At 70.3% G+C, this 26028-nt stretch carries 20 protein-coding genes and 1 pseudogene; 6 read left to right on the top strand and 15 right to left on the bottom strand.

Translation table 11 applies throughout. From position 1 onward, the window contains the following. From VF106_RS22865 to VF106_RS22885, 5 genes are all read left to right on the top strand, one after another. A partial coding sequence (locus tag VF106_RS22865; RefSeq protein ID WP_330841841.1) for a condensation domain-containing protein occupies nt 1-2545 on the top strand: 2545 nt, incomplete at its 5' end. After that, the gene (locus tag VF106_RS22870) at nt 2542-3780 is read left to right on the top strand and encodes an MFS transporter (RefSeq protein WP_330841842.1); all 1239 of its coding nucleotides are present in this window, start codon (nt 2542-2544) and stop codon (nt 3778-3780) included. The genes VF106_RS22865 and VF106_RS22870, both read left to right, overlap by 4 nt. Continuing rightward, complete coding sequence (locus tag VF106_RS22875; RefSeq protein WP_330841843.1) at nt 3777-3971, top strand: MbtH family protein; 195 nt, start codon at nt 3777-3779, stop codon at nt 3969-3971. The genes VF106_RS22870 and VF106_RS22875 overlap by 4 nt, the downstream gene beginning before the upstream one ends. 250 nt (nt 3972-4221) lie before the next feature. Beyond that, the gene (locus VF106_RS22880) at nt 4222-4674 is read left to right on the top strand and encodes a DUF4383 domain-containing protein (protein ID WP_330841844.1); all 453 of its coding nucleotides are present in this window, start codon (nt 4222-4224) and stop codon (nt 4672-4674) included. A 94-nt stretch (nt 4675-4768) separates the two neighbouring features. Beyond that, nucleotides 4769-7000 (top strand): WD40/YVTN/BNR-like repeat-containing protein, encoded by a 2232-nt coding sequence (locus VF106_RS22885; RefSeq protein WP_330841845.1) that lies wholly within the window; start codon nt 4769-4771, stop codon nt 6998-7000. On the opposite strand, the gene VF106_RS22890 is transcribed toward VF106_RS22885, so the two are convergent. The 8 genes from VF106_RS22890 to VF106_RS22925 form a co-directional block, all read right to left on the bottom strand. Beyond that, nucleotides 6982-7878, bottom strand: coding sequence for a phosphotransferase family protein (locus tag VF106_RS22890; RefSeq protein WP_330841846.1), 897 nt, complete (start codon nt 7876-7878; stop codon nt 6982-6984). The genes VF106_RS22885 and VF106_RS22890 overlap by 19 nt on opposite strands. 12 nt (nt 7879-7890) lie before the next feature. Further along, entirely contained in the window at nt 7891-10578 is a 2688-nt protein-coding gene (locus VF106_RS22895) for a carbohydrate-binding protein (RefSeq protein ID WP_330841847.1), read from the bottom strand. A 21-nt stretch (nt 10579-10599) separates the two neighbouring features. Then, nucleotides 10600-11412 (bottom strand): carbohydrate ABC transporter permease, encoded by an 813-nt coding sequence (locus VF106_RS22900; protein WP_330841848.1) that lies wholly within the window; start codon nt 11410-11412, stop codon nt 10600-10602. Further along, complete coding sequence (locus tag VF106_RS22905; protein WP_330841849.1) at nt 11409-12353, bottom strand: carbohydrate ABC transporter permease; 945 nt, start codon at nt 12351-12353, stop codon at nt 11409-11411. Before VF106_RS22905 ends, VF106_RS22900 begins: the two co-directional genes overlap by 4 nt. Next, complete coding sequence (locus VF106_RS22910) at nt 12350-13648, bottom strand: ABC transporter substrate-binding protein (protein ID WP_330841850.1); 1299 nt, start codon at nt 13646-13648, stop codon at nt 12350-12352. The genes VF106_RS22905 and VF106_RS22910 overlap by 4 nt, the downstream gene beginning before the upstream one ends. A 31-nt stretch (nt 13649-13679) precedes the next feature. After that, on the bottom strand, nt 13680-15785 hold the full coding sequence (locus VF106_RS22915) for a glycoside hydrolase family 36 protein (RefSeq protein WP_330841851.1): 2106 nt from the start codon (nt 15783-15785) through the stop codon (nt 13680-13682). Nucleotides 15786-16431: 646 nt separating this feature from the next. After that, the gene (locus VF106_RS22920; RefSeq protein WP_330841852.1) at nt 16432-17448 is read right to left on the bottom strand and encodes a LacI family DNA-binding transcriptional regulator; all 1017 of its coding nucleotides are present in this window, start codon (nt 17446-17448) and stop codon (nt 16432-16434) included. An 18-nt stretch (nt 17449-17466) separates the two neighbouring features. Beyond that, complete coding sequence (locus VF106_RS22925) at nt 17467-17958, bottom strand: glutathione peroxidase (protein WP_330841853.1); 492 nt, start codon at nt 17956-17958, stop codon at nt 17467-17469. A gap of 39 nt (nt 17959-17997) precedes the next feature. Between VF106_RS22925 and VF106_RS22930 the strand changes: the two genes are divergently transcribed. Then, entirely contained in the window at nt 17998-19971 is a 1974-nt protein-coding gene (locus VF106_RS22930; RefSeq protein WP_330841854.1) for an aldo/keto reductase, read from the top strand. Nucleotides 19972-20002: 31 nt separating this feature from the next. Here the strand turns inward: VF106_RS22930 and VF106_RS22935 are convergent. The 7 genes and pseudogenes from VF106_RS22935 to VF106_RS22960 form a co-directional block, all read right to left on the bottom strand. Next, nucleotides 20003-20232: pseudogene (locus tag VF106_RS22935) on the bottom strand (transposase); the annotation flags it as partial. 279 nt (nt 20233-20511) lie between these two features. Next, nucleotides 20512-20973, bottom strand: a complete 462-nt coding sequence (locus tag VF106_RS22940) for a hypothetical protein (protein ID WP_330841855.1) — start codon at nt 20971-20973, stop codon at nt 20512-20514. A 107-nt stretch (nt 20974-21080) separates the two neighbouring features. Then, entirely contained in the window at nt 21081-22211 is a 1131-nt protein-coding gene (locus VF106_RS22945) for a hypothetical protein (RefSeq protein WP_330841856.1), read from the bottom strand. A gap of 172 nt (nt 22212-22383) precedes the next feature. After that, nucleotides 22384-23259, bottom strand: coding sequence for a tryptophan synthase subunit alpha (gene trpA / locus VF106_RS22950; protein ID WP_330841857.1), 876 nt, complete (start codon nt 23257-23259; stop codon nt 22384-22386). Continuing rightward, nucleotides 23256-24497: a tryptophan synthase subunit beta gene (gene trpB / locus VF106_RS22955; RefSeq protein WP_330841858.1), complete on the bottom strand. Its 1242-nt coding sequence runs from the start codon at nt 24495-24497 to the stop codon at nt 23256-23258. Before trpB ends, trpA begins: the two co-directional genes overlap by 4 nt. A 58-nt stretch (nt 24498-24555) precedes the next feature. Next, nucleotides 24556-24726: a tryptophan biosynthesis modulator TrpM gene (gene trpM / locus VF106_RS50950; protein ID WP_414639046.1), complete on the bottom strand. Its 171-nt coding sequence runs from the start codon at nt 24724-24726 to the stop codon at nt 24556-24558. Between the two features lie 131 nt (nt 24727-24857). Then, nucleotides 24858-25865 (bottom strand): sugar phosphate isomerase/epimerase family protein, encoded by a 1008-nt coding sequence (locus VF106_RS22960; RefSeq protein ID WP_330841859.1) that lies wholly within the window; start codon nt 25863-25865, stop codon nt 24858-24860. Nucleotides 25866-26028 lie beyond the last annotated feature (163 nt).

Consider the following 26028-nt stretch of genomic DNA (forward strand, 5'->3'; position numbering starts at 1 on the left):
GACCGGGCGGCCCAAGGGGGTCGTGGTGACCCATGCCGGTTTGGCGAACTTCGCGTTCGCCGAGGCGGACCGGTTCGCGGTGCGGCCGGGGGACAGGGTGTTGGCGTTCTCGTCGCCCAGCTTCGACGCGTCCGTGCTGGAGCTGTGCCTGGCGATGCCGCACGGCGCGGCCATCGTCGTCCCGCCACCGGGGCCGCTGCTCGGCGAGCACCTCGGCGCTGTGCTGCGTGACTGCCGCGTCAGCCACACGCTCATCCCGCCGGTCGCGCTGGCCACCGTGCCGGACACCGACCTGCCCGACCTGACCACGTTGATCGTCGGCGGCGACGCCTGCTCGGCCGCGCTCGTGCGACAGTGGGCACCCGGCCGCCGACTGATCAACGCCTATGGGCCGACCGAGGCCACAGTGGTCGCCACCTGGTCCGAACCGCTGTCACCGGACCAGGGCACGCCGCCGATCGGCCGGCCGATCTGGCACACCCGCGCGCACGTGCTCGACACGGACCTGCGGCCGGTGCCGGTCGGTGTGCCCGGCGAGCTGTACGTCGCCGGCGTCGGACTGGCCCGTGGCTACCTCGGCCGGCCGGGACTCACCGCGACCCGGTTCGTCGCCAACCCGCACGGGACGCCGGGGGAGCGCATGTACCGGACCGGCGACCTCGTGCGCTGGAGTTCAACGGGCGAGCTGGAGTTCCTCGGCCGCGCCGACGACCAGGTGAAGGTCCGCGGCTTCCGCATCGAGCTCGGCGAGGTCGAGGCCGCGCTGCGCGCACACCCCGACGTCACCGACGCCGTGGCGGCGGTCCGCACCGACCCGGCCGGTCACAAGCGACTCGTCGGGTACGTCGTCGCGGACCACGCGCCGACCGGTGGCGAGCTGCGGGACTTCCTGGCCGAACGGCTGCCCGAGTACCTCGTGCCGACCGGGTTCGCGGTCATCGACGCGCTTCCCATGTCCCCCAACGGCAAGGTCGACCGGCGCGCACTGCCCGAGCCGGACTACGCGACCACCGAGTACGTCGCGCCAAGCACGCCGGTGGAGACCACGCTCGCCCAGGTGTGGGCGGACGTGCTCGGGCTGGACCAGGTCGGCGTCACCGACAACTTCTTCGCGCTCGGCGGTGACTCCATCCTCAGCATCCAGGTCGTGGCCAGGGCTCGCCGGCACGGACTCCATCTGTCCACGAAGGACCTGTTCCACGCCAGGACGATCGCCGAACTGGCCCCGATCGTCACGGTCGACACCGCGGCGGAAGACCGCGCCGAGGTGACCGGCCCGGCGCCACTGACGCCGATCCAGCACTGGTTCTTCACCTCCGACCGAACCAACGTCCACCACTTCAACCAGGCCAGCCACGTCGAACTGTCCACCGACCCCGACGAGGGCGCCCTCCGCACCGCGCTCGACGCGCTCGTCGCACACCATGACGCACTGCGGCTGCGGTTCCGTCACGACGGGACCGGCTGGCACGCCGAACACACGCCACACGAGCCGGTCGAGTTCCTGGCCGTGCACGAACTGCCCGAACCCGATGACCCGGCCGTGCTCGACCTGGCCGACGCCGCGCACGCGAGCTTCGACCTGGCCACCGGGCCGCTGTTGCGGGCGCTGCTCTTCCGGTTCGCCGACGGCAGCCACCCCCGGCTGCTGCTCGTCGCGCACCACCTCGTCGTGGACGGCGTGTCCTGGCGCATCCTGGCCGACGACCTCGACACCGCCTACCACCAGGCACTGCGGGGCGAGCCCGTCGACCTCGGCGCCAAGAGCACGTCATGGCAGCACTGGTCAACCGCGCTGACCGAGCTGGTCACCGCAGGCGGCCTGGACCACGAACTGCCGTACTGGTCGGCGGCCTCGGAGCGCGGCGACCTGCCTGCCGGTCCGGAGGGCCCGGTCGGCACCGACGCCGTGGGAATCGAACTGGACGCCGCCGACACCGAGGCGTTGCTGCGAGCCGCCCCCACCGCGTACCGCACCCGGGTCAACGACGTGCTGCTCGCCGCGCTGGCGTGGGCGCTGCGCCGGTGGACCGGCCGCGACCAGGTCGCGGTGACCCTCGAGGGACACGGCCGCGAGGACGTGCTCGACCTCGACGTGTCCCGCACGGTCGGCTGGTTCACCACGATGTTCCCGGTCGCGCTGACCGTCCCCGACGGGGACTGGCGCACGGTTGTCCGAGGCGTGCGCAAGCAGCTGCGGGCGTTGCCGGGTAACGGCTTCGGCTACGGCGCCCTGCGTTACCTCGGCACGCTCGACCCGCCGGGTCCGCTGCCGCGGCTGTCGTTCAACTACCTCGGCCAGTTCGACTCACGCGCCGAGGACACGGAGCAGAGCCTGTTCGGCGCCACGCTGCCCGCCATCGGCGCCGACCACGACCCGGCCGACCACGGCGAGAACCTCGTGGACGTGGTCGGCGACGTGACCGACGGCCGGCTGTCGTTCGCCTGGTACTACCGGACCGACCGGTTCGGCCGGGCCACGATCGAGGCGCTGGCGGCGGACTTCGCCCAGGCACTGCGCGGCATCGCGGGCGATGTCCGATGACGACCGCCGACACCGTCCCGCTCGCGCGGAACCGGAACTTCACGCTGCTGTGGGTGGGGCAGGGCTGCGCGGAGATCGGCTTCAGCGCGTCGATGCTGGCCTTCCCGCTCGTGGTGCTGGCGATCACCGGCTCGGCGGCGGCGTCGGGCCTGGTGCTGGCCGCCGACGCGGTCGCCCAGGCGGTCCTCGCACTGCCCGGCGGCGCGCTCGTGGACCGGTGGGACCGCAGGCGGATCATGCTGGTGTGCGAGCTGGCGCAGGTACTCGCACTGGCGAGCCTGGTCGGCGCGTTGCTGCTCGACGCGGCCACGGTCACCCACATGATCGCGGTGGCCGCCGTGCTTGGCGCGTGCCGGGCACTGTTCGAGCCGGCGGAGGACGCGAGCCTGCCCTCGCTCGTCCCGGACCAGCAGTTGGCCACCGCGATCGCGACGAACAACGCCCGCTCGTCGGTCGGCCAGATGGCCGGCACCGCACTGGGCGGCGTGCTGTTCGGCGTCGCCCGGTGGGCCCCGTTCCTGCTGGACCTGCTGACCCACGTGATCGCGTTCACGACGCTGGCGTTCGTCCGCATGCCCGCGCGCGAGGTCACGCCCGCGCCGCTGCGTCACCTGGGCCGCGAGATCAGAGAGGGTCTGCGATGGTTGTGGCAGCGCCGCGAGATCCGGGTGACGACCGCGTGCGCGGTGGCGCTGAACCTGTTCTTCGCGGCCTTCTATCTGGTGGTCGTCGTACTGGCGGAGCGGCGCGGCACCCCGTCCGGCGAGATCGGCGTGATGGCGGCCCTGTTGGGCGTGGGTGGCGTCGTGGGCTCGCTGCTGGCCCCGTCACTGCACCGCCGACTGTCGCCGCATGTCGCCATCGCGGGCGTGTTCTGGGCGCTGGCGCTCCTGGCCCCGCTGGCCGTGCTGGTCGACAGCGGCTACCTGCTGGGCGGCCTGTTCGCGCTGATGGCCCTGCTGGCGCCGACCGCCAACACCACGATCATCACCCACCAGCTGCTGCTCACTCCGGACGAGCTGCGCGGCCGGCTCAGCGGCACGCTCAACGTCGCCATGGGCGCGGCGGCCGCGCTGGGCCCTCTTCTCGGCGGCCTGCTGGCGCAGGCCGTGACCCCGACCTCCGCCGTGCTGATCAGCGCGGCGGGCATGGCAGTGGCCGCCGTCGCGGTCACTGTGAACCCGACCCTGCGCCATTACCCGGGGCGCACCGACAGTGAGGAACCAAACCCATGAGGGACGACGCCACCTACCGAGTGCTGGTCAACGACGAGGAGCAGTACTCCCTCTGGCCGGCCCACCTCGACATCCCGGCCGGCTGGCGCGCCGAAGGCCCCACCGGCACCAAGGACGAGTGCAGCGCCTACGTCGACGAGACGTGGACCGACATGCGCCCCCGCACCCTCCGCGAACACATGGACGCCTAACCCTCGCGAGTCGCGCGTTCAGCCCCCGCGAGTCGCGTTTTCGTGTACGCCGCACGCCGCGTGGCCGGACGCGTTCGCTCGGTCACCTCACCCGGTGCCACCGGATGACCCGTTCGCGTTGATCTTTTTGTCGCAACCGGCGCGTCGTTCTGTGCGTCTGTGGTTTTGGAGGCATCTTGGTTGGGCACCACTTTGAGGCGGTGGGGCGTCCCGACCGTGTTTTGATCCGGGTGAGGGGAAGGTGCGCAGATTGAGGGAGTACACACGAGCACGTCGTGAGCCGGGGCAGGTCGTCACTCTCGTCGTGGCTGGGTTGTTCGTGCTGGGTGCGGTGCTGGATGTCGGGCCAGGCACGCTGGACAACGTCGTCCACCTTGGGTTCGGGCTGGTTGGGTTCACGTTGAGCCGGGGGCCGCGTGCGGCGCGCGCGTTCCTCATCGGCGGTGGGGTCGTGTACTTCCTGCTGTGGCAGTTCGGCACGGTCATCGATCCGGCACTCGTGCCGTTCCACTCGGCGAACGTTGGGATTCACCTGTCGCTCGTCGCCAGCATGATCGGGCTCGCGGTTCTCAGCGGGGAGCGGGAGCCGGCGGAGGAGCCGCGGTACGAGTACGTCCGGGACACACCGGAACTGGCCCGTCCGCGTCCGCGCCGCACCCGCCCGCCGGGTCGCGACGACCGGCGCATGGCCTACCGGGCCTGACGATCACGAAGTGCGACCGTTCGGCGGCTGTGCGGAGTTTGGCTAGCTCCTAGCCTCGGGTCGATTACGCATCGACCCGACGCCGGGGGCTGCCATGGCGCGTCCATCTCTTCTGCTGCCCGTCCTCGTGAGCGTCGCGGCGCTGCTCGTTCCGCCCGGCGCCGCGGCCGATGTCGCACCGGTCGAGTACCGGCCCGTGCGTGGTCCGTCCGCGCCGGCCGAACACCGGTTCCTGCAGAAGACGTTGCCAGGGCAGGAGTTGCCCCGGCACGCGTACGACCTCGCGGCCGAGGCCGCCGGGCAGGTGCCGGTGGCGGGAGCACGCTGGCGGTTCGTCGGGCCGACCAACATCGGCGGCCGCATCGTTGACCTCGCCCTGGACCCACGCCGGCGGGACACGGTGTACGCGGCGGCGGCATCCGGCGGCCTGTGGCGGTCGACGGACGCGGGTGCCACGTTCGCGCCGGCATGGCCGGACAACCTGACTCAGGCGATGGGCTCGGTGGCCGTCACTCCCAACGGCACGATCTACGTCGGCACCGGCGAGGCCAATCCCGGCGGCGGCAGCATCACCTACACCGGCACCGGCGTGTACCGCTCCGCCGACAGCGGCCGCACCTGGACGAACATCGGGCTCCGTGACTCGGGCGCGGTCGGTGAGATCGTGGTCGACCCGCGTGACTCCCGGCGGATCTTCGTCGCGGCCACCGGGTCGCTGTTCAACCCCGGCGGTGACCGCGGCGTCTACCGCACAGAAGACGGCGGCCGCACGTGGACCAGGGTGTTGGCCGGGGTCAACGACACCACCGGCGCGAGCGAGGTCGTGTTCGACCCGACCGACCCGGACCGCGTGTACGCGGTGCTGTGGGACCACCTTCGCCAACCGGACCGCCGTTCCTACAGCGGAGTCGGGTCCGGTGTGTACCGGTCGACCGACGGCGGCGACACCTGGCAGCGGCTCGACGGGCTCCTACCGCCCGCGGCCGACGTCGGGCGCATCGGCCTCGGCGTCGCGCCGTCGGACCCGAACCGGCTGTACGCCATCGTCGGGCGCGGCGCCACGTCCGCCCAGCCGTTCGGCGGTTTCCACACGTCCTCGGACGCCGGCGAGACCTGGACGCGCCTGCCGGACGACCCGGCGCTGGTCGCCTCGCAGTCCAGCTTCGCCTGGTGGTTCGGCAAGGTATGGGTGAACCCGAACGACGCCAACCACGTCCACGTCGCCGGCGTCGCGTTGCTGACCACACACGACGGCGGACGGACCTGGTCGGCCGACAGCGAGTCCATCCACGTCGACCACCACGCGATGACCTGGGATCCGCGCTACCCGGCCCGGGTGTACCTGGGCAACGACGGTGGCGTGTACCGGTCCGACAGCGACGGCGACGGTGGCTGGGTGAAGGCCACCCACGAGCCGTACACCCAGTTCTACAGCCTTGCGATCAGCCCGCAGGACCCGTCGCGGATCTCCGGCGGCACCCAGGACAACGGCTCGCTGCGTTCGTGGGGTCCGGTGCGGTTCAACGAGTACGCCGGCGGCGACGGCGAGGAGAACCTGATCAACCCGACCGACGTGGACAACGTGTTCGCCTGCTACCAGTACGGCAACTGCTACCGGTCCGTCGACGGCGGCGACACGCTCGAGTTCTTCTCCGACCGCACCACCTCGGACCGCCGCAACTGGTTCACCCCGGTGCAGTTCGACCCCACCGACCCGAACGTCCTGTACTACGGCGGCAACCGGCTGAACCGGTCGACCGACAACGGCGTGACCTGGACGCCGATCAGCCCGGACCTCACCGGCGGCCCAGGCCAGGACACCTACCCGTTCGGCACCATCACCACCGTGGCCGCCGCGCCGTCGGACCCGCGCACGATCTACGTCGGCACCGACGACGGCCGCCTGTGGCGCACCACCGACCTCGGTGCCACGTGGACACTGCTGCGGGACGGCGACCAGTGGGTGACCCGCATCGCCGTCGACCCACGCCGGGCGTCCACTGTGTACGCGACGCTGTCGGGCTACCGGTCCGGCTCGTACGCCCCGCACGTGCTCGTGTCCCGCGACGGCGGGACGTCATGGCGGGACCTGTCCGGCAACCTGCCGCAGGCTCCGGTCAACGACGTGGTCCTCGGCCACGGCCGCACGCTGTACGTCGCCACCGACCAGGGCGTGTTCGTCTCCCCGGCGGGCACCGCCCGGTGGTGGCGGCTGGGCCGCGACCTGCCACTCGTCCCGGTGGACGACATCGAGTACGACCCGGGGACGCACCGGCTGGTGGCGGGCACCTTCGGCCGTGGCATCTATCAGCTGTCCGTGCCATGACCGTGGCCGACCACCCGTTCGACGGCCGTCGTGAGCTGGGCCGCGACATCGTGGTGGTGTGGCTGCCTGCGGTAGTGCAGTGAGGTGAAGAAGCGGTCACACACCTCCCACGCCGCGCGCCGCACGGGGAGCGTCTCGTCGTCGTGAACCGTCCGGTACGCGGCGAGGAAGTGGTCCAGCGCGGCCGGACCGAGCGGGACGTACCAGGGCGCCACGGCGATCGGGCCGCCGAGGAGCGCGAGATCCTGGGCTGGGTCACCGAAACCGGTCCACTCCCAGTCGATGTAGCGCGGTGTTCCGGCGTCGTCGACGAGGATGTTCGTGACGACGGCGTCTCCGTGCACGAGCGTGTGCCGTGGCGCCGGCGGTGTCGGCTCGACGAAGGCGGCCACCAGCGGCACGAGGTGCGTCACCTGCGCGACGATCTCCGGGTGGTGGCCCGTCCACCAGGCGAGGCTGTCCCGGAAGTGGTCCGCTACCCGCGTGCCGCCCGGCCGCGAGGACCCGTGCAGGTGGGCCAGCCGGCGCGCGTGGGTGGTCAGCAACTCGGGTGTCCACCGGTCGGGCGGCACGATGCTCCCCGGCACAAACGTGGTGACCATGAACGGCCGCCCGAGTAGGTCGGTCGTCTCGTCGAGCAGCACCGGGCGCGGTCCGAAGCCGTCCGGCACCAGTCGGAGCATGTCGAACTCGGCCGCCATGGGCCGGGGCAGTTCGGCGACCGGCCGGTGGACGATCCGCACCACGACATCCTCGGCGCCGGCGTGGACGTGCCACGCCTCGTAGGTCTCGCCAGCGCCGAGCCGCCGCACCCGAACCGGTCCACCGGACATGCCGAACCGGTCGGGCGCGGCGGTCACCGCCTTCGCGAGATCCATACCCCGATGTTCTCAGCCGATCCTGATCGGGGCGATGTCGAACCGGTCGAGGTCCGGCGCCCAGCCGCTGTCCAGGACGGGACGGCACGGCGCCGGGCAGGACGGCGCGGTCGCGCCGTTCGCCGGGTCGTTGAACAGCGTGATCACGTTGCGGCCCTTGGCAAGCGTGACCGGGACACCCCGCGCCCACCAGTTGCCCCACGACCACGTGTTCTTGAACCAGAACCGGGCCGGCTCACCGCCGTTGACCGCCACGTCCAGCGGCCGCGAGATGATGTCGGTGTTGTACGGATGCCCGGTGTCGCGCTCGTCGTTCGCGTAGTGCACGACCAGCATGTGCTGGCCCGCCCGTTCGGCCCGCACCTCGAACGTCACCGAGTTCCCCGGTCCGTTGCCAACACCGCCCACGAACTCGCCGCCCGAGGCGTTCGCGTTCGTTCGGACGGCCGCGGTGCCGGCGAGCGTCGCGTCCTCCGCCTCGACCGACCGCACCGTGCCCGAGGCTGGGGTCGCGGTGACCCGGTCCAGCCGCATCGGGGCGGTCGCGTTCACGGTGACCCGGTTGACGCCGGCCGACAGGAACAGGCGCTGCCGGTCGGTGTCCCAGAACCGGCCACCCGGCTGGCCGCGGAGCACACCCACCTCACGCCGGTCCAGCCCGACCTTGGCCACGGTGCCCGACTTCGACGCGCTGTGCCGGAAGTCCAGGTCGTAGTAGCCGTCCTGCTCCGCGTACACCACGAACAGCGCCTCGCCGCCACGCCGCAGTGTCAGGTGGCCACTGCCGGACTGCGAGGGTTGGTCGTAGGCGTACCCGGCCGGGCCCGTGGTCTGGCTCAACTCGGCTTCGTACAGCCGTTGCGGGGCCGGCGCGACCTGCTCGAGGTCGAGTCGGTCCAATGTGGCCTCACCGACCGCGGTGCCGACGGCCGGGTGGGACTTGCCGAGACGGATCTCGTTGTGGCCCTGGACGAGGTCCACGACGACGTCCGCGCGGGTCCGCCACGTCCAGTTCATCGTCGCCTCGTAGTCGACGAACCGTGCCTGGCCGCCGTTGACGGTCAGCGCCTGCTGTGAGTGCGCGCCGGTCTGGTTGCCGTACATGATGCCCAGCCGGTACTTCCCGGCCGTCGGCACGTCGACGCCGAACGTCACCGCGCTGTCGGGCTGGTTCAGCGACCCCACGTCCCGGTTACCGGACGCGGGTGCCCCGTTCCAGTTCTGCACGGTGCCCTGCGTGTACGCCGTGCCGGCCGTGATGTGCGCGTTCTCCGCCTCGTACACCGCGCGCCACGGCCGTGCCACCGGCTCGCGCGACCCCTTGCCGCCCGGCGTGAGGACGATCTCGTACGCCGCCATCAGGTCCGCGTTGGCGCCGCCGTCGCCGGCTCGGTCCAGACCGCGGATCGGCACGGTCAGCCGTCCGCCCTTCGGGGTGAGATCGCCGAGGAACAACACCTCCGGCGGTGCCGCGTCCGAGTTCTGACCGCTCCACGTCGTCGCCGACACCGTCACGTTCACCCGCCCGCCGAACCGGTTGGCGCCGTCGACCACCACGTCGAAGTCCGATGCCGTGCCGCCGGCCACGATCCGCGCCTGCTTACGCCGGTCGTCGACGACCGCGAGCGCCTCCATGGCGTCCACGCTCGTGGTGTCCGGGCGGCTGACCGCGACCGTCTGCCCGCCGCGCATGTCCGCGTACATCTTGTAGAACCACCAGCCGGCGCCCGGCTTGTTGGTCTGGACGACATCGCCGGCGAGGCCGCCCGCCGCGGTCCAGTAGGCCTTGCCGCCTGCCGCGACCTTGGCCTCCTCGAACATGGCGGTCCACTTGACCAGCTGGCCCGGCACGGTGAGGTCGCGGTTGCCGCCGTACTCGTTGATGTTGATCGGCCGGGGGGAGACGCCGAGTGAGCGCTCCAGGTCGCGGTAGGTCCGGTAGGTGGTGCGGAAGTAGTTGTCGCTCGCGGGATCGAGGCTGTTGGACGGCAGTTGGTGCCACGAGGTGATGTCCGGCAGCACGTCGTTGTCCCGGGCGTAGGCGAGGAAGTCGGCGTAGTTGCGCTCGTGGAACGTCGCGTCGTTCATGCCCATCACGCGGGCGCCGGGGTGGTGCGCGCGAACATACTGGACCGCCTGCTTCCACTGCGGCAGGAACGCGGCCATCCTGGTCCGGTACGCCGCGTCGTCGCTCGTGCCGAGCTGGTACCAGATGTGGTCCGGCTCGTTGAACAGCACGTAGACGAACCGGTCGGCGTGCGGGCTGCGGGACGCCTGGTCGACCACCCACGCCAGCTTCGTCATGTAGTCGTCGAAGCAGACCTGGTTGCACGGCACGACGCCACCGGGGTTCTCGTACTCCCACTGCGCGTACATGTCCTGCACGTAGATCTGGACGTACTCGCCGCCGTTGCGGATGAACGGGTCGGCGACGACGAGCGCGTCACCGTTCGGGTGTTGGGCGCCGGCCGGTGGTTTCTGCGCGATGCTGTGCATGCGCAGAGGTTCGAGGGTGTTGTCGCTCGGCACGCCGTCGTCGGACAGTCCATACAGGACACCGCCGCCGGCGCCGAGGAACGTGCCGGTGCGCTGACCGAGGTCGACGCGCACCTGCTGGACGGCCTGCGCCTGTGCGGGCAGGGCGCCGGTCACGCCGGCGGCCACGGACAGCGCCGCGACCGCGACGATCAGTTTTCGCATGTCGTCTCCACTTCCGAGGAGTTACTTGACCGCGCCGCTCGTGATGCCGGCGATGATCTTCCGCTGCGCGACCACGAACACGACCAGCAGCGGGATGCTCATCACGAGTACGTAGGCGAAGATCAGATGCCAGTTGTTGAGGTACAGACCCGCGCTCGCCACCTGGAACAGGTTGAGCGGCAACGTGTCCAGGCTGCCGCCGAGCACGAAGAACGCGTAGAACACGTCGTTCCACACGTACAGACAGATCAGGATCGTCGCGGTCGCCAGCACCGGGCGCAGCAGCGGCAGGATGACCCGCCAGAACACGGTGACCGGTCCGGCGCCGTCGATCCGCGCCGCCTCCTCCAGCTCCACGGGGATGGTCCGTACGAAGCCGGTGACGAAGAAGATGACCGTCGACAGGTAGATGCCGGCGTACACACCGACCATGCCGGCGGCCGTGCCGGCCAGGCCGAGCTGGCGCAGCAGCAGGACGATCGTGACGACGGCGGGCGGAAGCACGATGCCGCTGATGCCCGCCGCGTAGACGAACGCGAACACCCGCCCCTTGCGCCGGGCCAGCACCCAGGCGGCCATCGAGCCGAACAACAGCACGATCGTCACCGCCGGGAGCATGACCAGCAGGCTGCCGGCGAGCGCCTGCGGGATCCGCCCCTGCTCCCACACCGCACGCAGGTTGTCCAGCAGGTGCCACCGCGACGGCAGTGCGAGCGTCGGCTCGAGCGCCTCACCCTGCGACTTGCCGGCCGTCACGACGACCATCCACAGTGGAATACCGACGAACACGGCCGCCAGCACGACCGCCACCATGGGCTGCAGTTTCCTGGTCACAGCACTTCCTCCCGCCGCCGCAACAGCTTGATCACCGGATAGGCGATCAGCGCGACCATCAGGAACAGGACCAGGCTCATGGTGGTGGCCTGGGCGAACAGTCCCTGCCCGAAGGTGCGGTAGATGAAGATGTTGAGGATCTCGGTGGTGCGTGCCGGCCCGCCCTCCGTGGTCGCCTGCACCACGTCGAACCCGTTCATCGACCCAAGCAGTGCGGTCGACACGCTGAACGTGACCGCGGGGGCGAGTAGCGGGAACCGGATGGTCCAGAACGTCTTCCACGGCGTCGCGCCGTCGATCCTGGCCGCCTCGAGCACGTCCTGCGGCATGGTCTTCAGCCCGGCGAGGTAGATCAGCATCGACAGGCCCATCCACTTCCACGCGTGGATCAGCGCGACGACCACGATCGTCCACGTGGTACTGCCGAGCCACGGGATCGTCACGTCCGACCCGACGAGCAGACCGAGCACGTCGTTGAGCGCGCCCTCCGGCTTCAGCAACGCCTGGAAGACGTACCCGACGGCCAACGCGGACATCAGCACCGGGACGAAGAACACCGCGCGGACAGCGCGGTTCAGGACGTTGTCCCGTTCCAGCAGCACCGCGAGCACCAGCCCGAACACGTTCTGGAAGATCGCGACCAGCAACGCGTACACGAGCGTCACGCGCAGCGAGGAGAACAGCGTGCCGCTGCCGGCCAGCTCGGTGAAGTTGTCGAACCCGACCGGGTTGATCTCGCTCTTGAACCCGGACCAGTCGGTGAACGCGTAGACGAAGTTGAAGATGGTCGGCACGAAGAAGAACACGCCGAGCACGGCCAGTGCCGGGAGCAGGAACCACGCCGGGTGCGAGGCCCGCTCCCGACGGGACGGCGCACCCGGCTTCGGGACCCCCGCCGGCCTCGTGGACGAGGCCGGCGGGGTGATGACCGCTTGAGTCATTTGCCCGCGGCTTTGGCCAGTTGCTCGAACTGGTCCTGCGTCGTGCTGGCGACCTCCTCCGGGGTCATCTCTCCCGCGAGCATGTCGGCGAGGTTGATGTACAGGTCGGGGTTGGCGACGGCCAGCGCCTGCATGGAGCCCACCGAGTCGGGCAGCGAGGCGTGCACGTCGAGCAGCGCCTGCGGCACGCCAGCCGGGCTGTCCACACCGGACTTGAGGGAGACGGTCTGGCGGTCGGCGACGAAGTCGGCGTAACCCTGGCCCATCCAGAACGAGAGCAGCTGCCGCGCCGCGGCCTCGCGGGTCGCGTCCCCGGTCCGGAAGGCCACCAACGCGTTGCTCTGGTCCGGGATCACCATGCCAACGTGGCCGGACGGCGAGATCGGGAAGAACCCGATCGTGTCGTTCAGCTCCGCGGTGTCCGCCTTCGCCTGCAGCTGCCCGAAGAACGAGTTGACCTGGAACACCATGGCCGCCTTGCCGGACATCAGAGCGTCGCCCTGGTCCTCGAAGGTGGCCGTCACGATGTCGTCGTTGTAGAGCCCTTCTTTGACCATGCCCTGGTACGTGCGGATGGCGTCGAGCATCACCGGGCTCTCGAAGGATTCCTTACCCTCGTTGAGCTTCTCCCAGAAGCCGTCCTTGACCGCGTCGGCCAACTGCACCTGCACGGCCCACTGCGTGGCCCACCGGTCACCGCCCATCTCGTAGAACGGCGTGACGCCTTCTCCCTTGAGCTTGCGCCCGAGGTCGACCAGCTCGGCGAAGTTCGCGGGCGGCGCGGTCACCCCGTGCTCGGCGAAGACCTTCTTGTTGTAGTACACACCGATCACCGCGGGGCTGGTGACGAGCGCGGCGTACCGGGTGCCGTCGAGGATGCCGGTGATGTCCCGCAGCGCCGGGTCCAGCTCGTCGATCCAGGGCGCGCCCTCCAGCGACTGCAGCTTCGATGGCGCGTTGATCGCGGTCAGCATCGACGCGGTGGGCTGCCAGAACGCCAGGTCCGGCAGGTCACCGGTGGCCACCCGGGTCTGGATGCTCTGCTCGTAGGGGTCGGGGATCGTGTCGATCTTGACCGAGGCGCCGGTCGCCTTCTCGAAGGCCGACACCACCTCCTTCGGCACGGTGTTGCTGTTCTGCGCGGCCCAGATGGTCAGCTCGACGCCGTCCAGCTTGGCGGTGGGGTCCGGCCACTCACCGGGGCCGGCGTTCGCCGCCGGTCCCGCCCCCGGATCGCTGCACGCCGTCAGTACCAGCGCGCTCAGTAATGCCGTGGCGGTCAGGAACCTCTTCATTGAGTCACTCCTCTGGGCTGGGGGAGGGGGATCAGGGCGTCAACCGCACGATGCGTGCGGACGGCGCGGTCGGGGCGGTCAGGTCGAGGACACCGGTGTCGGGGCGCCACGAGTGCGGCCACGCCGGCAAGCTGTTCGGGTACACCACGTCGAGCCGCGGCCGGGTGCCGCGCAGGTGGGGGATGGGCAGCTCGACGTTCTCGTCAGCCCCCGGCCGCCGCCACACCGCGAGGTAGGTGCACGCCTCGGTGCGCAGCCCGAGCGCGAGCCAGGGCGCGTCCCAGTCCGGCAGCCCCAACGGCCAGAACGGCACGGCGCGGGCGAGGTCGGCGCGGATCGCCTGGTGTGCCACGACTCCGTCCCGCACGAGCGCGAACCGCGCTTCGCTCATCCGGTTCAGGTGGCCGGACAGGTAGAGACGGCCGAGCATCGCCGTGCACATCGTGAAGGCGATCTCCTCGTCGCTCATCTCCGGCTGCGGGTAGGCCCAGCTCGCCGACTGCTCCGGCAGCACCGACATCGGCGCCGCGACCGCGATCGGCGGGTACCGCAACGGGTTTCGCTGGTCGCTTGTGGACTGCAGCTGCAGCACGGACAGCATCGCGTAGTCCATTCGCATGGCACCGGACGCGCAGTTCTCCAGCACCAGACCGGGATGCCGGTCGACGACGCCGGCCAGCCAGCGCAGATGCGCCCGGTTGTGCGCGAGGAGCCCGGCACCGGCCGAGTCGGCCTTGGCCTGCGTGCCCGGCCCGGGGTTGATGTTGTAGTCCAGCTTGAAGTACCGGATGCCGAACTCGCCGACCAGCCGGTCGATCGTCGCGTCGAGGTGCGCGCGAGCGTCCGGGTGGGTGAGGTCCAGGTGGTAGCGGCCGTGCTCGACCTGCCGGTGGCCGTCGCGCTGGAAGAACGCGTCCGGCGGCAGGATGTCCGCGACCGGGCTCCGCACACCGACCACCTCGGGTTCGAGCCACAGGCCGGGCGCCATCCCGGAGGCCCGGATGTGATCGATCACCTCGCCGAGGCCGCCGGGAAAGCGGGTGGTGGACGGCGTCCAGGCACCGACGCTGTCCCACCAGGTGCCGTCCTCGTCGTACCAGCCGGCGTCGATGCAGAAATACTCGGCGCCGGCCCGTGCCGCCGCGTCGATCAGCGGCAGCAGGCGCTCGGTCGTCGGATCGCCGTCGAGGGTGTTCATGTAGTCGTTGAAGACGACCGGCAACGTTTCCCGATCGGGGTGTGCCCGCCGGATCGCCCGCCGGTACCCGGTGAGCGCCGCGACCGCCGCGTCGAACCCGTCACCGACGGCGAGCCCGACGGGCACGCTCACGAACTCCTGCCCCGGGTCGAGCGGATGCTGCCACTGGTGGTCGGCGTCGTTGGGGCCCAGGGCGGTGAGGTAGACGCCGTCGGTGCGCTCGCCGACCTCCCACCGCCACGCGCCGTTGTGCTCGATCTGCCAGGCCCAGGCCTGCCCGCTCGCGGTGTCGTGGAGGACGCCGGTCGGCAGGTACTCGCCGCTCGACCAGGAACCGTGGCTGACCACGGTCAACGCGCCACGCGGGTGTTGGTCGTGGAGGGCGAGGTCCACATCGGGCAGTCGCCGCTGCCGCACCGGCCGCCCCTCCCACCGGTTCTCGGCGAGCCAGTCGTTCTCGGCCAGGTGGACCACGACCCCGTCCACCGCGGCCGGCGACGCGAAGGTGCCGGCGAGCGAGCTGACGGCGTGCAGGACCACCGGATCCGGGCCGGCCGCATACACATGGGTCCACATCTGGACGGCGGGCATCCCCTCCCGCGTCCGAAAGCAGACCCTCGCGCGAAGGCCACTGCGTTCGTCGGCCTGGTCGACCTCGAGGATCGACCAGCCGTCCTGCCGCAGTTCCCGATGCCCGGTGACCCGCAACCGGTCACCCACGACTGTGTCCACTGACCGCGGCCCGGACCACCGATACCCCTCGCCCGCCACCAGTACCTCGACCAATGGCTGCCCCGGCCCGGGCGACGGCGTGGCGATGTGCGCGCTCACGTCCGTGGCCGTGAGGCTGACCAGGCGCACCGGTCCGTCCGCGGGTGCGGCCAGCTCAACGGAAAGCGCGGAATGGCCCCAGACCAGGCCAAAGGGACGTGACGTCATCGGCACCATGCCCTACCTAGATGATGTTAACGCTAACAAGACGCCAGCAAATGATAACGTTTTCATGGCCGGAGTCAATGGGTCGCTGTCAGCGGGTGGGAGCGGTCAGTGGGCCGGCACCGAAGGGGCCTTCGGGCACGCCCGGAGCCCACCGAACTGGCTTCGCCGTGCCATGGGGCTGCGGCGGGCGGAGACCCCGCTGCGCGGCCGGGCGAGTAGCGCCCGGCCCGATGCCTCAAGGGTGCCCTGGGGGCGTAGGACGATGTTGTTGGCAACTCGCGAGCGAGCGCGGCGAAGTCTCGAAGGGCAGCCCCGAGACACTCGACCCGAATCCACCGATGATCTTGCTTCGTGCACGCACACCAGGTGGCGCGGGCGGCCTGTGTGCCACGGGGCGATGTCACGAAAGACGCTTTCGTGACATTCAACGTCATCAGCGCGTCTTTCGAGACATCGCTCATGTCTCGAACGCGCCGCACCCGCCCGCAGCGCCCTGGCCCTGGCGAAGCGGGCCTGACCCGCATCCCGCGGGTGCGCGCCAGGCTTGATGCGATCTTCCTCGGAAGGGTAGTGCTGCGCGGCGCGCGCCCGCGCAGCGGCCTTGACCAGCCCGTCACACCGCGGCTGGGCCTGCGAAAGACGGGCGTCAGTGGGCCTGCGGGGGAGGGCCGCTGCTCTCCCGGATCACGAGGGAAGGCGCCGTCGAGGAGGTCTTTTCCGCTTCGCCCGTGTCGAGTAGGCCTCCGAGGAGGGCGAAGGAGCGGCGGCCGAGGTCGGCGAAGTCCTGGCGGACCGTGGTGAGTGCTGGGGTCAGGTAGCGGCCGAGTGGGTGGTCGTCGAAGCCGACCACGCTGATCTCGTCCGGGACGCGGCGGCCCGCCTCGTGCAGGCCGCGCATGAAGGCCACCGCCAGCTCGTCGTTGCCGCACAGTACGGCCGTGATGTCGGCACGGTCCGCGATCTGGAGCGCGGTTCGGTGGGCGCGTTCGGGGTCCCAGCCGGTGTCCAGGACCGGCGGCACCTCCGCGCCGGCCTCGGTGAGTGCCCGCCGCCACCCGGTCGTCCGGCCGACCCGCCGGCCGGACGCCGGGACCGCCAGGTGGTGCACGGTTCGGTGGCCGAGCCCGAGCAGGTACTCGGTCGCCGCCATGGCGCCCGCCATGTCGTCCAGTACAGCATGGGGGACGCCGTCGCCCTTGCCGCCTGCCGCCGCCACGACGGGGAGGCCCGCCGGGAGGGCCCGCAGCGCCGCGGCGCCGGCCGGGTCGAACCTCAACACCACGACGCCGGCGACCGGGTGGCTCAGCGCCAGGTCCACTGTGGCCCGCACGGCCTCCGGCTCGTCGGTCTCGATGACCGTGATCATCACGATGAAGCCGGCCAGGCGGGCGGCCTCCTCGATGCCCTGGATCGTCGTGGCGTAGCCGTAGCGGGTGGTGTTGCTGGCGAGCACCGCGATGACCGACTGTCGCCCGGTCACCAGCGCGCGTGCCGCGCCGTTCGGCCGGTAGCCCAGCTCCTGGATCGCCGTGACCACGCGGTCCCGGCGCTCGGCGCTCACGGGCACCGACCCGTTGATGACGCGCGACACCGTGGGCACCGAGACGCCCGCGAGACGAGCGACGTCGATGATCGAGGGACCGCGTGCCGGCGACCGAGCCATACGCGTCAAGCTACCCGGTCAGGCCGCCAGCGCGGCCTCGATGGCGCCGGTCACGACCTCGTCCTCCGGCGCGGTGGTCGGCCGGAAGCGCGCCACGATCTTGCCGGCCGGGTCGACGAGGAACTTCTCGAAGTTCCACTGGACGTCGCCCGCGTTGCCCTCGCTGTCCTCGGTGGTCGTCAGCTCGGCGTAGAGCGGGTGGCGGTCCGGGCCGTTGACGTCGACCTTCTCCATCATCGGGAACGTGACGCCGTAGGTGGTCGAACAGAACGTCTGGATCTCCTCGGCGGTGCCCGGTTCCTGCCCGCCGAACTGGTTGCACGGGAAGCCGACCACGGAGAAGCCGCGGTCGGCGTAGCGCTCCTGGAGGCGCTCGAGACCGCTGTACTGCGGGGTCAGCCCGCACTTCGACGCGACATTGACGATCAGGACCACCTTGCCGCGCAGCGGCGCGAGCGTGGTCGGTTCACCGGTCAGCGTCCGCAGGGGGACGTCGTAGACGTTCGTCATGGCGCACACGCTAGATGAGTGCGTATAGGATCATCACTGATGGCTGACCACTTGAGCTGGGGCATCATCGGTCCCGGCAGAATCGCTCGAGCGTTCGCGGGACAGTTGCCGCGGTCACGCACCGGTCGCCTGGTCGCCGTCGGCAGCCGGGACCCGGAGCGCGGTGCCGCTTTCGCCGCCGAGTTCGGCGCCGCCCGCTCCTATGGCTCCTACCAGGACGTCCTCGACGACCCCGAGATCGACGCCGTCTACCTCGCCACCCCGCACCCGATCCACGCGCGGTGGGTGATCCGGGCGGCGGAGGCGGGCAAGCACGTGCTGTGCGAGAAGCCGCTCGCCGTCACCTGGGCCCACGCGATGGCAGCCGTGGAGGCGGCACGCCGGCACGACGTCTTCCTGATGGAGGCGTACATGTACCGGTGCCACCCGCAGATCCAGGCCATGACGGAGCTGGTCCGGGACGGCGCTATCGGCACCGTGCACCACATCCAGGCGTCGTTCTCGTTCGCCACCGCGCAGGACCCGACCGGGCGGCTCTTCCTTCCGGAGCTGGGCGGGGGCGGGATCCTCGACGTCGGCGGCTACCCGGTGTCCGCCGCCCGGCTCGTCGCCGGCGCGGCCCTCGGCCTGCCGTTCGCCGAGCCGGTGAGCGTGACCGGCGCCGGACACCTCGGCGACACCGGGGTCGACGAGTGGGCCGTCGCCACCCTCGACTTCGGTGACGGGCTCGTCGCGCAGGTCGCGGCCGGCGTTCGCGTGACCACCGACGACACGATCCGCGTCTACGGCAGCGAGGGCTACCTGGAGGTGAGCACGCCGTGGATCCCGCCGGCCGACGAGCCGGGTCGGGTAACGGTGCACCGCGTCGGGCAGGACGTGCGGGAGGTCACCACGGCAGCGGTCCCGCAGTACGCCGCCGAGGCCGACGTGGTCGCCGAACACCTCGACGCCCGCCAGTCGCCGACGATGTCGTGGGCCGACAGCCTCGGCAACGCGGCGGCGCTGGACGCGTGGCGGCAGGCGATCGGTCTCGTGTACCCGAGCGAGCGGACGGTCGCGACCGTCCACGGCAGACCGTTGGCGCGGGCCGCGGGCCACCGCATGCCGTACGGCCAGCTTCCCGGCATCACCAAGCCGGTGTCGCGGCTGGTGATGGGCGTGGACAACCAGCGCGACCTCACCCACGCCACGGTGATGTTCGACGACTTCGTCGAGCAGGGCGGCAACTGCTTCGACACCGCGTGGCTCTACGGCGACGGCAGCATGGAGCGGCTGCTCGGCGAGTGGGTGGCCAGCCACGGCGTCCGCGACGAGGTCGTGATCATCGGCAAGGGCGCGCACACACCGCACTGCGATCCCGAGTCGTTGCACCGCCAGCTCGGCGAGTCGCTGGAACGGCTACGCACCGACCACGTCGACCTGTACCTGATGCACCGCGACAACCTCGCCATCCCGGTGGGCGAGTTCGTCGACGCGATGGAGGAGGAGCGGGCCGCCGGTCGCGTGCGGGCCTACGGCGTGTCGAACTGGACGCTGGACCGGGTCGAGCAGGCCGCGGAGTACGCCGAACGCAACGGGCGGGCGGGGTTCGCCGCGCTGAGCAACCACTTCAGCCTGGCCGAGGCGTACGCGGTCCCGTGGGAGGGCTGCGTCCACGTCACGGACGCCGTGTCGCGGGACTGGTTGCGCACCCACGACCTTCCGCTGCTGCCGTGGTCGAGCCAGGCCCGCGGTTTCTTCACCGGCCGTGCCCACCCCGACGACCGCTCCGACCCGGAGCTGGTTCGCTGCTACTACAGCGAAAGCAACTTCGCACGACTGGCCAGGGCCGAGGAACTGGCGGCGTCGCTGAGCGTCCCGGCGACGGCGGTCGCGCTCGCTTACGTGCTGCACCAGCCTTTCCCGACGTTCGCGCTCATCGGCCCACGCACACTCGCCGAGACTCACGGTTCGCTGCGCGCCCTGGACGTCCAGCTGACCCCGGAGCAGGTGAGCTGGCTCGAGAACGGCTGATCCAGCCCCGGCGGCGATGCGATGAAGGTGTCCTGCCGAGTGCGGAGTCGGCGAAGGCCATCAACTCGGCGTGAGAGCGGCCTCGATGGTGGGTGCGGTGTAGATCGGCTTCAGGGCGGCGGCGACCTTCTTGCGGTCCTGGTAGGAGATGAACCGCATCGCCGCGCGGATCAGGTGCACGGTGCAGGTCTGCACCGTGCACCGCGGCCAGGTGGTCTCGATCGCCTCCGGAAAGCCGGTGAGGCCGTCGCAGCAGACGATCGCGCGCACGGTGAGGAAGGCTCCCTTCATCGCGCACCAGGCGCAACAGTGACTCCCGCCAGGGTGCCGTGCAGTTCGCCACCAATGGGACTTTCGCTCGGCTCGGGTGGGTGAACCGCTCGCCAGTGACGGTTCGCGCGGGCGAAACTGTCGGTCCCCGCCGGTAGTGTGGAAAGCGGGGGGCCCCGCGGCACGAATGGGACTTTCGCTCGGGGATGACCCGATCGGGTTGTGGACGTCGCGGGTGAAGGCTGCTACACGGGCGAGATCGTTGGTGCCTCAGGTCTGTAGCAGGACGAACACGACGACGCTCGCGGCGATCACGAACGTGATGATCGCGGCCGTGACGAGCGTGGCCCGTCGGCGGATCGTCTGAGGTTTCCCGCGTGGTGGCCGTTTCGGGGCCGGCTTCTTGCGTGCCGTGCCGCGGCCCTTGGCGGGCTGTTGCCTGCGGGGCTTCGGCCGGGGCTGCTTCTTGGCCGCGAGTCGTAGCTCGGCGTCGGCGATGATGCGCAGTGCCGCCATCAGCCGTTCGCGGGGGATGGGGCCGTCCGGGTGTGCGATCCGGTTGCGGACCTGGCGCACCATGTCCAGCTGACGAAACGGTAGGCCGGTCAGCTTCGACAGCGTGCCGAGTTGGTCTGCGCCCGGTTTGACCTTGGTCCCGAGACGGTGCCAACCGGTCAGGACCGCGTCGCGTAACTCCGCGTCGGAAGGGCCCTTGCGCCTGTCACCCGTCATCGGGTCCACATTAGCCTCACGCCTTGAGGCGGGGGAACAGTGCCGCGGAGTTGCCTCGACACGTGAGTCCGCTCGCGGGGCCGGACCCCGCGAGCGGACTCGTCGGGTCAGTGCGCGCGGGTTTCGGTCAGGGGGTAGCTCACCTCGGCGAGCGTGCGGCAGACCGTGATCGCGTTGTTCGCGAGTTCCACCGGTTCCCGGCCGAAACCGCATGCCGTACCCACCGCGACGGCCCGCCGGCGAGCCGCTTTCTCGAACAGCCGCAGCGCGGTCGACGACACGTCGGGGTCGCGATGGTCGGCCACGCCGGCGTAGAGCCGGTATCCGTTGTCGAGGCGGGTGAGCGGCTGGTAGAACTCGTCGTCGACCGGCGGCGGCTGGTCGCCGAAAGCAGCCGGGAGGTGCACATTGGGCAGCTCCCGGTTTCGGCGACGTAGTTGGGACGCGAGGATGTTGAGGAAGAGCACCGCCGGTTTCAGGCTGTCGGGACGGACCATCGAGCGGTGGCCGAGGTCGCCGTAACAGAGGTGCAGCACGACTCGCGCGTCGTCGGGAAACCGAGTCAGGAAGCCGGCGATCTGCCGTGCCAGCAGCCACGCCACGACCGGCCTGAGCGGAGCGGGCACGGTCCACAGTCCGATCAGCACGGTCGGCGCCTCCACCTGGTACACCAGTTCGTCGGCGAAGCGGTCGTGCAGCTCGGCGATCTCGCCGAGTTCGGTGTCCCGGAACAGACGGTAGTGCCGCAGCGCAATCGCGACGGCGCCGGCTTTCGCGAAGAGCCCGATCGGCGCTTTGGGACTGGCAAGGGTGAACAGCGCCATGTCCAGAGGGGACGGCACGGAAACCTGGTGGCGCAGGTGTGGCCGGCCGTAGAGGTTACGCAGTTGCCGGAACACCGGCATCTTCTGGCTGACCTGCCGGACGCGGCCGAGGGCGATGTGCTCGGGCCGCAGCGCGATGCCCTTGGCTATCCGGAACATCGGCAGGTCCCGGTAGTCGGTGGCCTTGCCGTCGACCACGACTTCGAACACCGGCCGCGGTTCCTGACCGCGGCCGGTGTCGGTGATCGTCCGTCGGGCCATCAGCCACGGCACGATCCACACCGTGTCCTCGTTCGGCAGTGCTGTCATCTCGTGCGCACCGGCGCCGTCGAGCAGCCACCGCATCGCCTGTTCCGTGTCGCCGGAGACCTCCGCCGGCACGCTACCGACGAAGTGCAAAGCACGATTGAACACGTTGATCAATCCCTCCGTGTGCCTGACTGCTCAGCGGTACGCGGAGGGACACTGTCATGAGTGGACACGGGTCGCAGAGTCGCAAATGGACTGTCGGATGTGCTCATGTGACGGTGTGTGCCCGGGGGAGGGGCCCGTCACTTCCCCGCTCGTACCCCGGTAGAACCGGCCACTACGGGTGGTCACCGAGTGGCCGCCGACGACCCCCGGTGGGGTGCCACTCTCGATCGAATCGCCCCACCTGATGGGGTTGGCGGACGCCGTCGGCGAGTTCGGTGGTGAGCGTTCGTACGGCCGCGAGACCCGAGGCCTGGTCCGGTGCGTCCAGGATCGCCCGCACCATGGCGGAGCCGACGATCACACCGTCGGCGAAGCCCGCGACCTGTGCGGCCTGTGCCGCGTTCGAGATGCCGATACCCACGCAGACTGGTAGGTCGGTCGCCGCCCGGACGCGCCGCACCAACGAGCCCGCGGCGTCGCTGACCGAGTCGCGAGCGCCGGTGACACCCATCAGCGACGAGGCGTAGACGAACCCCGAGCCGGCCGAGGCGACCTCCCGCAGCCGTGCGTCGGTGGTGTTGGGTGCGACCACGAACACGGTGGCGAGGCCGTGCTCGGTGGCGTGCCGGCGCCACGGTCCGGACTCCTGCACCGGCAGGTCGAGCAGGATGCAGCCCGCGCCGCCCGCGTCGGCCAGCTCGCCTGCGAAGCGCTCGATGCCGTACCGGGCGATCGGATTCCAGTACGACATCACCAGTACCGGCTTGCCGGTGGCCTGATATGCCTCGCGCACCGTGCGCATGACGTCCCGGATCCGCAGACCGCCGCGCAGGGCGATGTCGTCGGCGGTCTGGATCACCGGGCCGTCCAGCACCGGGTCGCTGTGTGGGAGGCCGATCTCGACGACGTCGGCGCCGCTGTCCAGGGTCGCCTGGATCGCGGCGATCCCACCGGCAACCGTGGGGAAACCGGCCGGCAGATACGTGACGAGCGCAGCCCGGTTCTCCTGCTTCGCCTTGGCCAGAGCGCAGGCCAGTAGCTCGTTCACTGCGCGACCTCCTCGACCGAGTGCCGACCGAGGTAGCGGCCCGCGATGTCCATGTCCTTGTCGCCGCGACCGGACAGGCTCACGAGGATCAGCCCGTCCGGGCCGAGTTCGGCGCCGACCTCGAGGGCGCCGGCGAGCGCGTGGGCGCTCTCGATCGCCGGGATGATGCCCTCGGTCGACGCGAGCAGCTGGAACGCCCGCATCGCGGCGTCGTCCGTGACGGGCCGGTACTCGCCTCGGCCGCTGTCGTGCAGGTACGCGTGCTCCGGCCCGACACCCGGATAGTCGAGCCCGGCCGAGATCGAGAAGGCCTCGGTGATCTGGCCCTCATCGTCCTGCAGCACATAGGAACGCGAACCGTGCAGGATGCCGGGTTCGCCGGCGGACAGCGACGCGGCGTGCTTCCCGGTCGTCACACCGTGCCCCGCCGCCTCGCAGCCGACGAGGCGGACACCCTCGTCCGGAACGAAGGCGTGGAACAGGCCGATCGCGTTCGATCCTCCGCCGACACAGGCGATCGCCGCGTCCGGCAGCCGTCCGGTTCGATCGAGGAGCTGCCGGCGGGCCTCCACTCCGATGATCCGCTGGAAGTCACGGATCATGGCCGGGAACGGATGGGGTCCGGCGACCGTGCCGAAGATGTAGTGCGTGGTCTCGACGTTGGCGACCCAGTCCCGGAACGTCTCGTTGATGGCGTCCTTGAGCGTGCGGGAGCCGGTGGTGACCGGAACGACCTCGGCGCCGAGTATCTTCATTCGCGCCACGTTGAGTGCCTGCCGGTCGATGTCGACCTCACCCATGTAGACGGTGCACTCCAGGCCGAACAACGCGCACGCCGTCGCGGTCGCCACCCCGTGCGAGCCTGCTCCGGTCTCCGCGATGACCCGTGGCTTGCCCATCCGCCTGGTCAGCAACGCCTGTCCGAGCACGTTGTTGACCTTGTGGGAGCCGGTGTGGTTCAGGTCCTCCCGTTTGAGGAACACCCGTGCGCCGCCGGCATGCGCGGCGAACCTGCGTACCTCGGTGAGTGCGCTCGGGCGTCCCGCGTAGTGGACGAGCAGTTCCTCGAGTTCCGCGACGAACACGGGATCCGCCTTGGCCTTCTCGTACTCGACGGCGACCTCGTCGACGACGGCGAGCAGCGCCTCCGGGATGAACTTGCCGCCGAACGCACCGAAATATCCGTCGGCATGGGGAAGTTGTCCCGGCACGGCCGGGACGAAGGTTCTACTGTTCATTGTGGACATGCTCCTGCGCCGAGGCATACGCCACGGCTTGTGTGCTGGTGGTTCGGAATCAGGCGAAAGCGCTCGGCACGACGCGTGCCGCGTCGTGCCATCGCATCCCGTTGACCTGACCAGCTTCGGAGCCGATCACATAGCGCACCCTGCGTCCGTGCACACGTCGTGCGGGCGCCCGGCAACCGCGCGGGCGGCAACCGGGGGCAAGACGGACAGCGACAGGCACGGCGGAAGCCTAACCCACCGGCTCGGGAAACGCGAGCAGCGGTGGGGCTCGAAGCCGCCACCGCCGCCGCGGGCCAGACAACTCCCCTGCGGTTGCCTGACACCTGTCAGTCTACATTGGACGAAATGATCTCAGGCGAGCACCCGGTGCCGCGCGTGCGCGGTCGTGAGGGTCTCCGCCGCGACCTGGAGTCCTTCGAGCTGGCCGAGTTCCGCGTCCTCGTGTTCGACGTTCACCGCCATGTTCGGGTCGATCTTCTCGAGGGCGTTCAGGAACCGGCTCCAGTACTCGACGTCGTGCCCGCGGCCGACAGCGACGAAGTCCCAGCTGGAGTTGGTTGGCCACCGGCACAGGGTGTAGCGGCCGCCAAGGGACAGCGGGTCCTCCTCCGGTGGCACCCGGCTGAACCGGTCGTCGAGCACGCCGTTGATCGTGGCGGCGTCGTTGATCCTGGTGTCCTTGGCGGCGGCGTGGAAGACGAGGTCGCCGAGGTGTTCGACGGCCGCGACCGGGTCGATGCCCTGCCAGAACAGGTGGCTCGTGTCCATCTCGGCGCCGATGTTGGTCGCACCGGTCCGTTCGACGAGGCGTTCCAGGGTGGCCGGGTTGTAGACCAGGTTGTGCGGGTGCATCTCGATGCACAGCTTCACGCCGTGCTCGGCTGCTCGGGCGTTCATCTCGCGCCAGAACGGGACGGCCACCGTGTCCCACTGGTACTCGAGCGCGTCGAGGTACGTGCTGTCCCACGGGATGACGTTCCAGGCCGGGACCGTGCCGCCCGCATGTGCTTCCGGGAGCCCGGACATGCACACGATGCGGGTGACCCCGAGCAGTCCGGCGACCTCGATCGCGCGGCGCAGGTCGTGCGCGTCGGTCCGCCCGACCTCGGGGTCGGGGTGCAGAGGGTTGCCGTTGCAGTTCAGCCCGGTCAGCTCCACACCGGTCTCGGCGAACACGCTCAGGTACTCGTCCGGGCTGACCTTGCCGCTGAGTAGTTCGTCCACCGGAAGGTGTGGGGTCGGGATGAACCCGCCGGCGTTGATCTCCGCGCCGACGAGGCCAAGGGACTTGATCACCTCCAGGGCTTCTCGGAGACCGCGATCGTGCAGGATCGCGGTGTAGACACCGAGTTTCACCATTGCTGTTTCCTCCTCAGGGGGCGAGTTCCTTGGTGACTCGTTCGAGCATGTAGGTGCTGGATTCGATGGCGCGTTCTTCCCAGGCGAAGACGCAGATGGTGGCGATGCCGTTGAAGTTGAGTTGGCGCAGGGTGGTGAAGAGTTCGTTCCAGTTGACTTCGCC

This window comes from Actinophytocola sp. (assembly GCF_036378875.1).
GTDB lineage: Bacteria > Actinomycetota > Actinomycetes > Mycobacteriales > Pseudonocardiaceae > Actinophytocola.